Source organism: Methanosarcina siciliae T4/M (assembly GCF_000970085.1).
GTDB classification, from domain to species: domain Archaea; phylum Halobacteriota; class Methanosarcinia; order Methanosarcinales; family Methanosarcinaceae; genus Methanosarcina; species Methanosarcina siciliae.
The window spans coordinates 1550481-1566185 of sequence record NZ_CP009506.1; the positions used below are offsets into that span (position 1 = coordinate 1550481).

The following is a 15705-nucleotide window of genomic DNA, read 5'->3' on the forward strand; positions in this document are numbered from 1 at the left end:
GCCGTCTAAGAGGGGGGAACCTGAGGGGAATATGAACACAAAAGTGGAGCAATTTCCGACAAATAACCCTAATCCTGTTCTCAGTGTTGGAAAGGATGGTACTGTTCTTTACTCAAATGAGGCCGGTGAGCCCTTATTGCATGAGTGGGGCGTGGAAATAGGAGGAAAACTACCTTCAACTTTCGGAGATCTTGTGCAAAGGGTAATTTCCCTAAACAGACCCGAAAAAACGGAAGTAAAAACAGAGAAAAAAGTATACCTGGTCACGTTTCATCCCTCAACTGAAGAAAAACACGTAAACATTTACGGCTTCGATATAACTGACCAGAAAAAGCTTGAAGAAAGGGTCCGTATTAAGGAAAAACAGAACGACATTCTCTACAAGATAGGAAAAGCCGCTCTTGAATACGAGAACCTGCAAAACTTTCTGGATGAGAGTGTAAAGCTGATTGCAAGTATACTTGAACTGGAGTACTGTAAAATTTTGGAACTTATACCCGACGGAAATTTCCTGTTAAGGGCTGGGTTCGGATGGAAACACGGACTTGTAGGAAGAGCTATTGTTGAAGGGGAAAAGGAGTCACAGGCAGGGTACACCTTGCTTTCGAGGACGCCTGTGGTCGTGGAAGACTTTGAAGAGGAAAGCCGCTTTAAGAAACCAGAATTACTGAGAATGCACGAAGTTAATAGCGGAGTAAGTGTTGCAATCGGCAGTACTGGAAAAACATTTGGAGTACTTGGTGTCCATTCCAGGAAAAAAAGGAAGTTTACATCAGATGACACTTACTTTCTCAGTTCAGTAGCTTTTTTAATTGCACAGGTAATCGAACGCAAAAAAGCAGAAGAAGCCTTGAAAGAGGCATACGACAGTTTAGACGAAAAAGTCCATGAGCGTACAGAAGAACTTGAGATAGCTTATAATTCGTTGAAAGAAAGCGAAAAAAGTCTTGCAGAAGCTCAAGAAATGGCTCATATTGGAAACTGGGAACGGGACTTTGCAAGCAATGAATTTCATTGGTCTGATGAAGTGTATCGGATTTTCGGACTTAAGCCTCAAGAGTTTGAAGTAAATTATGGCTTATTTTTAAGTTACTTACACCCAGATGATCAAGATTATGTTAATAATGCCGTTAAAGAGGCATTAAACGGAAAGCCCTTTGACATTGATTTCAGGATAATTCTAGCCAATGGCGAAGAGCGCATAGCCCATGCTAAAGGTGAAGCTGTTTTCGATGAGAAAAATAATCCTGTCAGGATTAGAGGGATAACTCAAGATATAACAGAGCATAAGAAAGCTGAAGAGAAAATTCAGACACTGGCAAATGCTGTGGAGTCGTCAACTGATGCTATCATCACTAAGTCCCTTGATGGCGTTATTACAAGCTGGAATAAGGGAGCAGAGCAGGTTTATGGTTATTCAGCAGGAGAAGTCCTGGGAAAGCCCATGTCCGTCCTTGAACCGTCCACATTAACCGGTGAAACCGAAAAATTAAGTGAAATGATTAAACGAGGAGAAAAGATCCACAATTATGAGACTTCAAGGTTAAGAAAAGACGATACGATAATAAATGTTTCAATAACTCTTTCTCCGATTTTTGACCTATCTGGAAAGCTGATTGCTATTTCAGCTATTGCCAGAGACATAACTGAAAGAAAAATAGCAGAAGAAAAACTTCGAGAAAGTGAGGAAAAGTACCGCAACATAGTCGAAACCTCTAACGAAGGTATATACCTGGTGGACAACGAAGCTAAAATTATTTACGTCAATAAGATAATGGAAACGTCGGGATATACTCTGGAAGAACTTATCGGTAGACCCATATGGGACTTTATTAGTGAGGAAAGCAGGCCTGTTGCCAGAAGGAGTTTTGAAAAGAGGCGGCAGGGCGTCGATGATAGTTATGAATTGAAGTTAGTACGTAAGGATGGTTCATTTATTTGGGGACTTGTAAGCGCTAAATCTCTTTTTAATAAGGAAGGTAGGTTTATGGGTTTTCTTGGCATGCTGACTGACATCACCGAGCGCAAAAAAGCTGAAGAAGCTCTGGCGAGTCTTGAAACTGCCCGTAAAAAAGAAATCCATCATAGAATTAAGAATAACCTTCAGGTAATTTCCTCCCTTCTGGATCTTCAGGCAGAACAATTCAGAAACCGGGAGAATATTAAGGATTCGGAAGTTCTGGAAGCCCTCAGGGAAAGCCAGGACAGAGTAACATCCATGGCTTTGATACATGAAGAACTGTATAGGGGAGGAGGTTTCGAAACACTAAATTTTTCTCCGTACATTCAGGAACTTGCCGAGAATCTTTTACTGACATACAGCCTTGGAGATACCGAGATCACCCTAAGTACGGATCTGGAAGAGGATCTTTTCTTTGATATTGATACTGCAGTCCCGTTGGGAATGATTGTCAATGAGCTTGTTTCCAATTCCCTCAAGCATGCATTTCCTGACAGAAGGAAAGGAAAAATCCGAATTAAACTCAGTCGAGAAGAAAACGAAGAATGTATGAAAAACATAACCGGAGAATGTAAGAGCACCAGCTTCACTCTTACTGTTTCAGATGATGGCGTCGGCATTCCTGAAAATCTTGATATTGAAGAGCTTGATAGTCTTGGATTTCAGCTTGTAACTTCCCTTGCAGACCAATTGGATGGGGAGTTTGAATTGAAAAAGGACAATGGAACAGAGTTCACTATGAGATTTACAGTGACAGAAAAAGATAAGCTGGACCAGGCCGACTTAAGGTCACAGGAAAATTGATAAAAGAAGTTTGAAATTGACAAATTAATCTAAAAAATATTCCGGATGCAAGAGGTGCGATTCGAACGCACGAATTCCCGTGAAACCGTATTCTAAGTTTTCTTATAGAGGCTTACAGGTATCCAGAAGTTTATTTTTCTTTTCTCTTCGGACATGCATCCGGAATTAAATTTTTTAATATGTAGTTGTGTACTTTTTGGACCTTAACCTACGAATTGGAAATTTTCGAATTGCCACGGATCGGGATCGTGTTTCACGGCTGGATTTTCTTTGAAATGTATTTTGCGATTTTTAAGCGGGGTCCAGTCCGATGGTGTGGAAATAAATTTCCCTAGATACGGTTTGGCAATATCAAGGACAAAATCATGAGGCAGGTCCTCAGGGGTTTTAATGCCTTCTCGCGGGTTTTCAAGCATCCAGAGTACGGCAGCAACAACGCCTGCAGCTACCTGAAGCGTAGTGGCATTCTGACCTGGAGCAAGGGCTCTGGTTTCTTCAATGCTCAATGCGCTTCCGGTCCACCAGGAATTATAGGAATGGCCCATCAGGAGCGCCCCCATTATATCTTCGCCGGACACGATCTCGTTTGTCATTATCCTGAGTCTGGGCTGAAGCTCATAGTTCCTGCCCCGCAATTCGCAAAGAGAGGAGAGGGTATCATGACATGGCATGTAGGCATAATGTACGGTAGGCCTGTAGACCGCCTCACCATCTTCCCTAACAGTTAACAGTTTTGAAAGGCCGTATGATTCGCCGTGACGGATCACCATACCTACGATTTCTTCATCCGGTATCCACGATCTTACCCATGTATTCATGCCCATCTGGGGCAAGAAGATCACATTTTTCGGTTCGTAAGGCGGCATATGCGCGAGGGGAGGTGATTTGTTCTCATGTGTTCCCCAGGCTATTTCGACAGGAGCGGTTCCTTCTTCCCTCAATCCTTCAATGCTCCATGTCCCTACAAATTCATCAACTTCCTTTGCCCTGTTTGCGACTTGAGTATCCCGCTCGCTACAATGGATCACCCTGACTCCCAGTTTCTGAGCCAGGCGGGCAAAATCCCTGTTCTTTGCAAGGAGGGTAATTTCCTGTTCATCCTCGGGAGAGACTTTCTTATCTTCACAGGTGCGGGTGGCAATATCCAGCAAGCCCTGCTTCACAAAATGAGTTATCAGGCCCGGATTTGCGCCATGGTCAACAACAGCAGTCGGTGAATCTTTCCAATCACGGGAAAGTTCACGCAATTTCATTTGCCTTAAATAAAGAGATTTTTCCAATAGACTCCTGGTCAAAAAATCCTCTGTAGGATCCCATACTTCAACCGAAGTGTTAACGTACAGTACATTATGATTATGGCACCACGTAAGGATGTCATTGGCATCGATATTCCATGAAAGATCAATGATCAGACCTTCATCTTCCATGTATTGTGACAAAACTTGATCCAAATTTTTAGGGTTAATCTTTTCACAGACAAATCTTAATCCTTGATTAGTATACTTTTTCAGAGCCTTTGATTTGTCTTCAAAATCGATCAGGGTAATGTTTTCCATCGGAACATCGAGTTTATCCAGCAAAAGGGGGAGGGTACATTGCGAAACTGATCCATAACCAATAACGAGGATTTTATTGGAAAACTTTTTTTTCATAGAATTCGTAAACGCAAGGCATAGATATAACTTTTCTCCCAAAAACGACTCAACTTATAAAAATATACATGAAAGTATAAGACTGAAAAGATAGTCATCCTGCATATTCTTAAAAAATCTGAACAGGATTCCTCCCGGTTATAACACATCTTATTAAAACTTTTTGTTTTTATTCCAATTCTGATTAAGTTTTACAGGCTTATCAGGACTGCATTCCAAAATCTGGACCACGGGTTAAGAGATATTCTTAACAAAACATATAGGGTGTAAATGTGAAAACTGAATCTCTTAATTAACCTGTTTCAAAATTAGATATCGTTACAGGAGCTTTTTAGGAAACAAATATCATGCGGGCGTTTAATATGTGCGTGTATTGTGCAGGTATAAAAAGAAGAAATCGATCATGGATAAATTGCCGGAGAGGTGTGGGAGAAAGGGTAGTGCCATAAGTTACAAAATTACCCTCTCATCTTACGTTTGTTTTATGAAAAATAACAGATTTTTAAGTACTACCACCAGTACTTACGGTCAAGATCTTTTCATTCCTTTCAAGTTCATTTATTATTCTGAGCGCATCTATTTCCCAAATCGCGTTCTTAGCCTCGTCTCTAAGGAGAATATCACAATAGACAGACTTTTTCACTTGAAGACCATTTTTCTCTAACATTGCAAGGAAATTCTTATCTTGAGTAGCTTGTTCAGTTACTGTAATTATATAATGATCTTCTTTTTTGATATCGGGAAATATAGGGGCAGTCCAATCTATTTCTCTCTTTAACTCGTTTCTTATATCCACTATTTTATCTTCATCTACAGATATGTAATATTTATCTTCAAAGTAGTCAACGTTATAATCTATACTATAATTCATGGTCATATTATAGTTTTCAAGAATTGCTTTAACTTCAGATTCAGTAGTTCCGTCCTCAAATTCGACAAATAAATCAGTTATTCTATTATCTTGATCTACAGTCAAAATATTCTCATTCATTTTAAGCTTGTATTCTATTTTTGGGATATCTTCTTCAGGATTCCAATCCGTATATGCATCTTTAAAGTGCATAAAACAATACACGGACTTTTTCACCTGAATGTTATTTTTTTCAAGTAGTCCGGGGAAAGTTTTGTCCTGGATAGCTCTTTCAGTTACCGTCAACGTATAATTATTTCCTTTTTTAATAGGGATGGTCAGGTTTATCTCATCTATTAAATCCTCTATATCTGTCAATTTATTTTTATCTAAGGTTATATAGTATCTACTTGGCAAAAAGTCAGAATTGTAGTTCTCAACACTATAGTTTACATGTAAGTTGGTATTTTCAAGGGTTGTTTTTACTTCCTGTTCCGTAGTCCCTTCTTCAAATTCTACAAATAAGCCAGATACTCTTGCTTCTTGAACTGACGCTTTCGAATCTACCGGTGTTTCCATATCACTTTTCATGCTAGTGTTAGCTTGTGTCCTTGCATCAACTTGCATGTTTGTGTTAACTGGCATACCCGTAATAAATAGCCAGAGTAATACAAGGACTAAAACAATGACAAAAACAACAATTCCTTTGTTGACTTTATTCAAATCACCACCCCTTCAAAAAATGAGGAGTTTTAAGTTCTCACATATACGCGATAATCTTCTGAACTCCATAAATTCCTCTTATCGAACCCTTTATAAATTTTCTGTGCAAATTCTCTAACAATCTGTTTTTCTGAATTTCTTCAAGTCTGGGATCATACGTAAAGGTCAATTGTTAGATAGTCTGGCTAGAAACTTTATATGTGAGTGCTAGACTGCGACCGTACTTTGTATTTTTATAAAATTCAAAACTAACACAAAATAAAAATCACTGGGCCAATATTGTACTGGTTTATAGTATTTTTTAAACCCCGAGGCTGGTACAATTTCACCCCTCTTTCCCCTAAGGGGCGGTAAATCATTCCATTTTTCAATGTTCGCCAAAAACATTCCGGACTTCATCACATCAAAACTTTTTCTCGTTCTTACTTCGAACAAAAAACGACTAACTTCCCGAATTCCGGCATTTTTCACCAAAAACAGCTACTTATCCAAGAAATTAGCGAATATAAGGCTGACTGCCAGCCGTTCTTATTCCTGGTAATGTCGGCTGTTCCTCAACCTTTGACAAAAATAGGTCTATTTCTTTTGGATCTTTTTTCAACTTTTACTGCCGAAATCGGAAAAGCAATACATCTATATACCATTGATCAGATGCTTTCCTGCTCTCAAGGCTCTTTCAGGATTTTGCTATTACACGCAAATAAAAGCGAAAAAGAGAAATCGTATTAGATTTGTTGCTTTTTTATTAATCTCACAAATTAAAGGTGTATTTTTGAATGAGTTGGACGTTAACTGACCAAACAGTAACCTTAATCTCAATATTGGTATAAGTTATAATTGTAAATAAGCAAATATCAAGCACGAAGAACCGTGAAATAGACCTTAAAGTGCATCAACAACGTAAAGAACAGTATACTAAATTAATACCTCTGCTTATTAAAATATTTGTATTAGTTAATAATTCAAAAGAGCAACTTGATCCAAAAAGTATTTTTAATCAAGATGATTGGCTTGACTGCCAACTTGGAATGTCAATGTATGCATCAGAAGAAGTGCTGGAGGCATATACAGATATGATGGATATATTGAGACAGAAAAGTGAACCTCCGGGTATGATTAATAGAAGGCTTGGCGATTTAATTTTAACGATGAGAAAAGAAGTGGGCTTTAAAGATAGTAACTAAAGATAGTAACCTGACAAGTCGTCAGGTTCTTAGTCCCTTCATTACTGATGTAGACGACCCTAAATATGATCAATATTTAAGGTAAACAAAACGGATACAAAATATGTTTTTGAGAGCTGTCGACTGTGGAACAAAGTTATCAAATTAAACCACTACGATACGATTAAACCTATTTTGAGCTTTTTTTAATGTACATTTGTACTGTTGAGCCTAAGATATTTACAGAAAAATTGGCACACTGCCAAGCCTTTTTGTTTTAAAATTGAAGTTATGGAAAAGATGTATATGTAATGCATGAAAAATGGAAAGCAGTAAATTCCACCTATTGCATATTAACTCATCCAAAAAAAATTGTTTTATTTTTTGAACTTTCTTTGAGGAAGGTTCTCAGGCATAAAAAATACGGACTTATTCCAGTAAATCTAGCAGATAAGATATTTATCCGATTATTTCTATATAAAAAAGTCCGTATATAAGTATCAAATTATAATAGTTGCTTTTGTGAATAAATTAAAACTGATAGAATTTGAACGCTTAGATAATTGAACGCTTAGATAAAGCAAAAATATTGAGGTAGATTTTGACTCTTTATCCATGCCAGAGAAGAATATGAGATATGGTAGTATAGACCAGAAATCGCAGGGGGGCGAGGAGCTCTACAGGATGATATTCGACCATAGCATGGATGGTATTATCCTGGCCGATCCGGGAGATTACGGGAAAATCCTATCAGCTAATCCAGCAGCTTGCCGTATGCTCGGATGGACGGAAGAAGAGCTTGTTGGCAAAGAATGCGATGCAATTTCAGATCTGCAAGAACCGACGCTATCGGCTTTATTAGATGAACGTACTCACTCTGGATCAGCAAGAGCTCAGCTTACTTACAGGCGCAAGGATGGAACTACATTCCCTGGAGAGGTAAGCATGACCTTCTTTACGGATAGCAACGGAGAGCCTCGAACAGTCGCTATCATCCGAGATATCACTGATCTCAAGCAGGCTGAGGGGGTACTGCTGGAGAGCGAGAACCGATACAAGGCAATATTTGATAATAGTCTTGATGGCATTTTTGTTACAATTCCGGATGGAATTATTCTTGCAGCCAATCCGGCCGCTTGCCAAATGTTTGGGATGACAGAAGAGGAGCTTATCAGTGCCGGAAGAAACGGTACTGTGGATACATCTGATCCAAGGCTCAATTCTGTCCTGGATGAAAGAGCCAGGACTGGCAGGTTCAAGGGAGAACTCAATCACAGGCGGAAAGATGGTACTATCTTCCCAAGTGAGATCTCGAGTATATTATTCAAAGATGAAAACGGCCTTACAAAAGGTGTCATGGTTATTAGGGACATCTCTGAACGAAAGAAAGCTGAAAAGACATTGCAGGAGAGCGAGGAGAGGTTCCGTTCAGCTTTCGATGATAGTGCGGTCGCTATGGCATTGGTTGGTCCGGATGCTCGTATCTCGAGGGTTAATGACGCTTTCTGCCAGATGCTTGGATTCGAAAAATCCGAAATTGAAGGCCGTACATTTCTTGATTTTACTTATCCGGACGACATAGAACCAAGCTTATTGGCTCACAAAGCGGTCATAACTGGTGAGAAGCCTTTTTTGTGGATTGAGAAGCGGTATATCCGTAAGGATGGACAAGTGATCTGGTGCGACGTGAGTTCGTCCCCAGTACTCGATTCTAAAGGTTGCCCCATCTATACGGTCGCTCATATCCAGGATATCACCGAGCGCAAGCGAGCCGAAGATACGTTGGCTTTCGAGCGATCGCAGCTTTTGTCCATTTTCGATGGAATGGACGATGTGGTGTACGTGGCTGATCCGTACACCTACGAGGTGCTGTACGCGAATAAGGCGATGAAGGAGAGGTTAGGCGTTGAATTCGTGGGAGGGAGTTGCTACCGGGAGTTTCAGAGGAGGAGCTCTCCCTGTGATTTCTGCACCAATCCGATGATTTTAAAGGAGAGGGACAAGCCCTACCAGTGGGAGTATTACAACCCCACGGTGAACCGATATTTTATGATCATGGACCGGATCATTAAATGGCCGGACGGCCGGGATGTGCGGTTCGAGATCGCAAAGGATATTACTGCGCGCAAGAAAGCTGAGGAGGCGCTACGCGAGAGTGAGGCAAAGTACCGCAATTTGTTCGAGACGGTGCAGGAGGCCCTCTACATCGAGCAGCTAATCTACGATGAACCGGGTAATGTTGTCGACTGGATTTTCGAGGACTTCAACCCGGCCGGATTCGAGCTTCTCGGTTTGAAGGATATTGGTGAGGCCAAAGGAAAAAGGGGATCAGAAGTACTCGGCTGCGAGGTGGCTTCATTCTATCTCCCTATGATCGAGATGGCTCGACAATCGAGCAAAGCGGTCACGTTCCAGTATCGCAGCCCTTACGTGGACAAGCAATTCCTTACATCGTATATTGTTAGTGGTGACCGCCTAGTCTCCACCCATGTGGATATCACAGAGCTCAAAAAGATAGAAGCAGCGCTGCGTGAAAGCGAAGAGCGGCTGCGCCTCCTGGGGGATAACCTTCCGGACAGTGCGGTATATCAGTATGCCCATGAGCCCGACGGCAGTGTCCGCTTCTTATACTTCAGCGCAGGTATCGAGAAACTCAACGGCATCAAAGTATCAGATGTGCTTCGTGACCCAAGCACGCTACATCGGCAAATTCCGCCTGATTATTTCGAACGACTCGTCGAAGCCGAGGCTCGCAGTGTAAGTGAACTGTCTGACTTTAACATGGAAACGCCTATGCATCTGCCTGATGGCCAGGTGAAGTGGATGCGATTGCACTCCCGTCCTCGCCGGCTTCCTGATGGCCGAACAATATGGGACGGCGTGCAAACCGATGTCACTGAGCTTAAACGGGCTGAGGAGCAGCTGCACGAGACTGAATTGAGTTGTAAGGTTGCCGAAGCTGTTGAGTCTGAACGACAGCGGCTCTTTGATGTGCTGGAGACACTGCCGGTAATGATATGCCTGTTAACATCTGACCATCACATTGCCTTTGCTAATCGCAGTTTCCGTGAAAAGTTCGGCGAGTCAGGAGGTCGGCACTGTTATGAACATTGTTTTGGGAGTACCCTTCCCTGTGAGTTCTGTGAATCATACCAGGTGCTTGAAACCGGTCAGCCCCATAATTGGGAAGTTACCACTCCGGACGGAAGCGTGATTGACATCTACAGTTTCCCTTTTACTGATGTTGATGGTTCTCCCATGATCCTCAAGATGGACATTGACATTACCGAGAGAAAACAGGCAGAAGAAAAACTTCGGGATAGTGAGGAAAAGTACCGAAATATCGTTGAGACAGCAAATGAAATTATACTCATAACTGACAAAGAATCCGCAATCACTTATGTTAACAAGAAAATGGTAGACATGCTCGGGTATACTTTGGAAGAATTTATTGGTAGACCGATATGGAGCTTCATCAGTGAAGAATGTAAACCTGTTGTCAAAATGAAGCTGGAAAAGAGGGTGCAGGGAATAAGTGAGAGTTACGAATTAAAATTAATACGTAAAGATGGCTCATCCCTCTGGACATTTCTAAATGCTAAACCTCTTTTTGATAAGGAAGGTAAGTACATGGGCGCTATGAGCATGCTAACCGACATCACCAAACGAAAAGAAGCTGAAGAAGCTCTCAGTATCATCGAAACTGCCCGTAAAAAGGAAATCCATCACAGAATTAAGAACAACCTGCAGGTAATCTCTTCTCTTCTTGACCTCCAGGCTGAACAGTTCAGAGACCGGGACAATATTAAGGATTCGGAAGTTCTGGAAGCCTTCAGGGAAAGCCAGGATAGAGTGGTGTCCATGGCTCTTATCCATGAAGAATTATACAAAGGTGACGGGTTTGAAACACTAAACTTTTCGCCGTATATTAAGGAACTTGTTGAGAACCTTTTCCAGACATACAGGCTTGGAGATATTGACATCAGCTTAAACATTGATCTGGAAGAGAATGTTTTCTTTGATATGGATACCGCTGTCCCGTTAGGAATGATTGTTAATGAGCTTGTTTCTAATTCCCTCAAACATGCATTTATAGGTAGAGACAAAGGGGAAATTCGAATCGAACTTCACAGGGAAGAATTCACAGAACTAGAAAGCGAAAACTGTAAGAGCACCAACTTCACTCTAACCGTTTCAGATAACGGCGTAGGCATTCCTGGCAATCTTGATATTGAAGATCTCGGTAGTCTTGGCATGCAACTGGTAGTTTCCCTTATCGATCAAATGAATGGTGAGCTCGAAATGAAAAGGAACAATGGCACAGAATTTACTATGAAATTTACAGTGACAGAAAAAGATAATCTGGCTCAAGTAGGCTTGAAATCACAAGAAAATGGATAAACAAGAAAATGGATAATAAAGATTAATTAATATCCTTTTATTATGTGAAACGTAATTAAATGAACACAAACTTGCTTTTTTATATTCACCTTTGGTTTTTTAGAACATGTACTTATATATTTATTATACTACTTTAATAAATCAATACATTATAACTTTAATATTCATTTTGTGACTTTTTGTTGGAAACATCTTTATTTTCATGCTCTGAGTTTTTTAGAAAATTACTTACTTCAAATATTTTTTGCCTTTGATGATATCTATTATAATGGAAAGTTTTAAATTTAATTTAATTATATAATTCTCTCGAATTAAAAATGTCTTTTATTAAAAATGTCTTTTGCTGTGAGCGGGTCAACAATTAGTAGCGATAAGGCATATTGCAACTAAAGAGATGGAGCCATATGGGAAAATGAAAGCAAGAATGGAACACTTTCCTGCGAAAAACCCCAATCCCGTACTTAGCGTTGAAAAGGATGGTACTGTTCTTTACTCAAATGAGGCAGCTAAGCCTTTATTAATCGAATGGGGCGTGGAAACCGGAGAAAAACTGCCTTCCCATATCGGAGATATTGTGGAAGGGGTACTTTGCCGGAATAGACCCGAAAAAATGGAAATTAAAGCGGGAAAAAAAGTATACCTGGTGACGTTTCAGTCCTTACTCGAAGAAGAATGTGTGAACATTTACGGATTCGATATAAGTGACCAGAAAGTGCTTGAGGAAAAACTTCGGGAGAGTGAGGAGAAATATCGTATCGTAGCAGATAACACCTTCGACTGGGAGTTTTGGGAGGGCCCTGATGGCCGTTTCCTGTACATATCGCCTTTTTGCGAGCCGGCCACAGGATATGCGGTCCGGGAATTCATGGACAACCCTGATCTGCTCCGGGAAATAATACATTCGGACGATCGGCAGGCATTTCTTCAGTATAAGCATGATGCGTCGCCGGGTCATCATAGTGATATCGAGTTTCGCATTATAACAAAAGATGGCGAAATAAGATGGTTTCACCACCTGTGCCATCCTATCTACGACGGTAAGGGATGCTACGCCGGAAGCCGGGGCAGCAATCGCGACATCACCGAGCGCAAGCAAGAAGAGCAGCGGGTTCGCAGATACAACCGTATTCTTGAGGGTATCAACTGGATCTTCAGCAATGTAGTGCAGGCAAAAACAGAAGAAGAACTGGGGGAAGCATGTCTATCCATAGCCCTTGAAGTAACCGGCAGTGAGTTTGGTTTCATTATTGAAATGGGTGCTGACGGGCTCCTGCACGATGTTGCAAAAAGCGAGCTGGCGTGGGAACGGTGCCGCATGTACGACGGGACAGGGCATCTTTATCTTCCGAGAGATTATCCTGTTCATGGTTTATACGGCAGTGTCATAATCAACGGGAAAAGCTTCTTTACCAACGATCCGCAGTCACACCCGGACAGCAGAGGCTTGCCGGAAGGACATCCGCTACTCAGGTCTTTTCTTGGCGTTCCCCTTGTTCAGGACGGAAAAACGATAGGTTCGATTGCTGTAGCAAACCGTGAAGGTGGCTATAACCATGAGCAACAGGAGGATCTCGAAGCTATCGCGCCGGCAGTGGCGCAAGTTCTGCAGAGGAGAAAGGTTGAACAGGAGCGCAAACTGGCCGAGAAAGAATTAAAGGCGAGCGAGTTGCGGTTTAAGGCACTGGTGCAGGATCTGGAATCCGGTGTTGTTCTCATTGATGCCGAAGGTAAATTTGCAATATATAATCCCGCACTTCTGCAAATATTCGATATCTCTGAACAAGAGCTCGAGCATATGAAGATTCAGGACCTTAACTGGGATATGTGGGATGTCGTCGATAAGGATGGTAATGCCCTGCGGTTTGAGTCTCATCCGATACAGTACGCCAGGATTAGTCGCAAGCCGCTAAAGAATCAGGTCATTGGTGTACGTCGTTATTCGCACGAAGATTGGGTGTGGACGCTTGTTAGCTCCGAGCCGCTGTTAAATCCCGATGGCAGTATCAACATTATAATTTGCACTTTTACAGACATTACACAACTCAAGAATACAGAGGATGCCCTTAAAATAGCAAATGAAACCTTGGAAGAAAAAGTTAAAGAACGTACAGCAGAGCTTGAGAAAGCTTATATATCGTTGAAAGAAAGTGAAAAAGGTCTTGCTGAAGCTCAAAGGATGGCTCATATTGGAAATTGGGATTGGGATTTTGTAACTGGTGAAGTATACTGGTCTGATGAAATGTTTCATATTTTTGGACTTGCTCCTCAAAAGTTCGGCTTACCCTACAACGATGTTTTGAACTATATACATCCCGACGATAGAGACTATGTGGATAACGCTGTCAAAGAAGCTTTTAAAGGAAAGCCATACAACGTTGATTATAGAATAGTCTTAGCTGATGGAGCAGAGCGTATAGTCCATACACATGGTGAGTTTTTTTTTAATGAAGAAAATACTCCTGTTAAAATTAAAGGAATAGTCCAGGATATTACTGAGCGTAAAAAATCAGAAAAGGAAATTCGAAACTTAGCGAATATTGTGGAATCATCAAATGATGCTATTGGCACTGTGTCCCTTAACGGCATTATTACAAGCTGGAACAAAGGAGCAGAGCAGGTTTATGGTTATTCAGCGGAAGAAATTCTTGGAAAGACCACATCCGTCCTGGCTCCACCCCATTTAAGTGAAGAAACAAAAAAATTAACTGAGAAGGTCATGAAGGGAGAAAGAATCCATATTTATGAGACTTCACGGTTAAGAAAGGACGGCACAATAATAAATGTTTCAGTAACTTTTTCTCCGGTTTTTGACGCCTCTGGAAAGTTGACTGCTGTCTCAGTCATTGCCAGAGATATAACCGAAAGAAAAAGAGTAGAAGAAAAACTTCGGGAAAGTGAGGAAAAGTACCGCAACATTGTAGAGACAGCAAACGAAGGTATACTCATAATTGACGATGAATACATAATTACCTACGTTAATAAGAAAATGGCGGATATGCTCGGATACACTCTGGAAGAAGGCATTGGCAGATCGGTATGGGACTTTGTTGATGAAGAAAGTAAGATTATCATCAAAAAAAATATTGATAAGAAACTGCAAGGCACCAATGAGAGCTACGAATTGAGATTAATATGTAAGGATGGCTCACCCTTATGGTCACTCATAAATGCTAAATCCCTTTTTGATAACGATGGCAAGTTTATGGGCACAGTGAGCATGATTACTGATATTACTAAACGTAAAAAGGCTGAAGAAGCTTTGAAAAGAATGGATAAAGTCCGGATAAAAGAAATTCATCACAGAATCAAGAACAATTTGCAGATAATTTCTTCCCTTCTTGACCTCCAGGCTGAGAAGTTCGAGGACGAAAACGTTATAGAGGCTTTCAGGGAAGGTCAGAACAGGGTAATCTCAATGTCCCTCATCCATGAGGAACTATATAAAGGAGAAGGGACCGATACCCTGGATTTTTCGGCATACCTTAAAAAGTTAGCTGAAAACCTTTTCCAGACTTACAACCTTAGCAGCAAAAATATCAATCTGAGCATGGACCTGGAAAAAGACACTTTCCTTGATATGGATACTGCTGTCCCGTTAGGAATAATTGTTAATGAGTTAGTTTCAAATTCCCTCAAGCACGCATTCACTGAAATACAGGATGGAGAAATCCGGATTCAGCTCTTCAGGGAAAGGGAGAATAGAGAGATGCATATGTCCCTTTTCAGCCTGATAATTTATGATAACGGGAAAGGACTGCCCGAAGATTTGGACTTAGAAAGTGCAGGGTCACTCGGGCTGCAGTTAGTAGGCATTCTCGTTGACCAGCTGGACGGAGAACTCGAACTTAAGCGGACACAGGGTACAGAGTTCACTATCAAGTTTAAAGTAGAAAAAGACAATCTGGCTCAAGTAGGCTTAAAATTACAGGAAAATGGATAAAAAATTAGTGTGAGAGATGCGATTCAAACGCACGAATTCCTACGAAACCAGACTCTGAAGTCCACGTGGATTCGTTTTTTACCGTTGACGACATTCTTATATATCATGTTTTAAATTTAATTTAATTATATAATTATCTCGAATTAAAAATGTCTTTTGCTGTGAGGGGTTCAACAATTAGTAGCGATAAGGCATATTGCAACTAAAGAGAT

The 15705-nt window shown here is 40.9% G+C and carries 6 protein-coding genes; 4 read left to right on the forward strand and 2 right to left on the reverse strand.

The features are described 5' to 3' along the window. The first annotated feature begins 31 nt into the window (after positions 1 to 31). The gene (locus MSSIT_RS06665; protein WP_048171038.1) at positions 32 to 2764 is read left to right on the forward strand and encodes a PAS domain S-box protein; all 2733 of its coding nucleotides are present in this window, start codon (positions 32 to 34) and stop codon (positions 2762 to 2764) included. Between the two features lie 203 nt (positions 2765 to 2967). Here the strand turns inward: MSSIT_RS06665 and MSSIT_RS06670 are convergent, their stop codons facing one another. Continuing rightward, positions 2968 to 4416, reverse strand: a complete 1449-nt coding sequence (locus tag MSSIT_RS06670) for a saccharopine dehydrogenase NADP-binding domain-containing protein (protein ID WP_048171040.1) — start codon at positions 4414 to 4416, stop codon at positions 2968 to 2970. A 502-nt stretch (positions 4417 to 4918) separates the two neighbouring features. Continuing rightward, positions 4919 to 5989: a UPF0228 family protein gene (locus MSSIT_RS21125; protein ID WP_052721560.1), complete on the reverse strand. Its 1071-nt coding sequence runs from the start codon at positions 5987 to 5989 to the stop codon at positions 4919 to 4921. 887 nt (positions 5990 to 6876) lie between these two features. On the opposite strand from MSSIT_RS21125, the gene MSSIT_RS06690 reads away from it, so the two are divergent. From MSSIT_RS06690 to MSSIT_RS06705, 3 genes are all read left to right on the forward strand, one after another. Next, on the forward strand, positions 6877 to 7173 hold the full coding sequence (locus MSSIT_RS06690) for a hypothetical protein (RefSeq protein WP_048171044.1): 297 nt from the start codon (positions 6877 to 6879) through the stop codon (positions 7171 to 7173). A 594-nt stretch (positions 7174 to 7767) separates the two neighbouring features. Next, a complete protein-coding gene (locus MSSIT_RS25500; RefSeq protein ID WP_082088902.1) occupies positions 7768 to 11553 on the forward strand; it encodes a PAS domain S-box protein in 3786 nt (1261 codons plus the stop codon). Positions 11554 to 11965: 412 nt separating this feature from the next. Next, positions 11966 to 15493: a PAS domain S-box protein gene (locus MSSIT_RS06705; protein WP_048171046.1), complete on the forward strand. Its 3528-nt coding sequence runs from the start codon at positions 11966 to 11968 to the stop codon at positions 15491 to 15493. Positions 15494 to 15705 lie beyond the last annotated feature (212 nt).

What these genes read in the sequence shown, in the direction of transcription:
- MSSIT_RS06665 (WP_048171038.1), top strand. Translation starts at nt 32, where the DNA reads ATGAACACAAAAGTGGAGCAATTTCCGACAAATAACCCTAATCCTGTT.
- MSSIT_RS06670 (WP_048171040.1), bottom strand. Translation starts at nt 4,416, where the DNA reads ATGAAAAAAAAGTTTTCCAATAAAATCCTCGTTATTGGTTATGGATCA.
- MSSIT_RS25500 (WP_082088902.1), top strand. Translation starts at nt 7,768, where the DNA reads ATGCCAGAGAAGAATATGAGATATGGTAGTATAGACCAGAAATCGCAG.
- MSSIT_RS06705 (WP_048171046.1), top strand. Translation starts at nt 11,966, where the DNA reads ATGAAAGCAAGAATGGAACACTTTCCTGCGAAAAACCCCAATCCCGTA.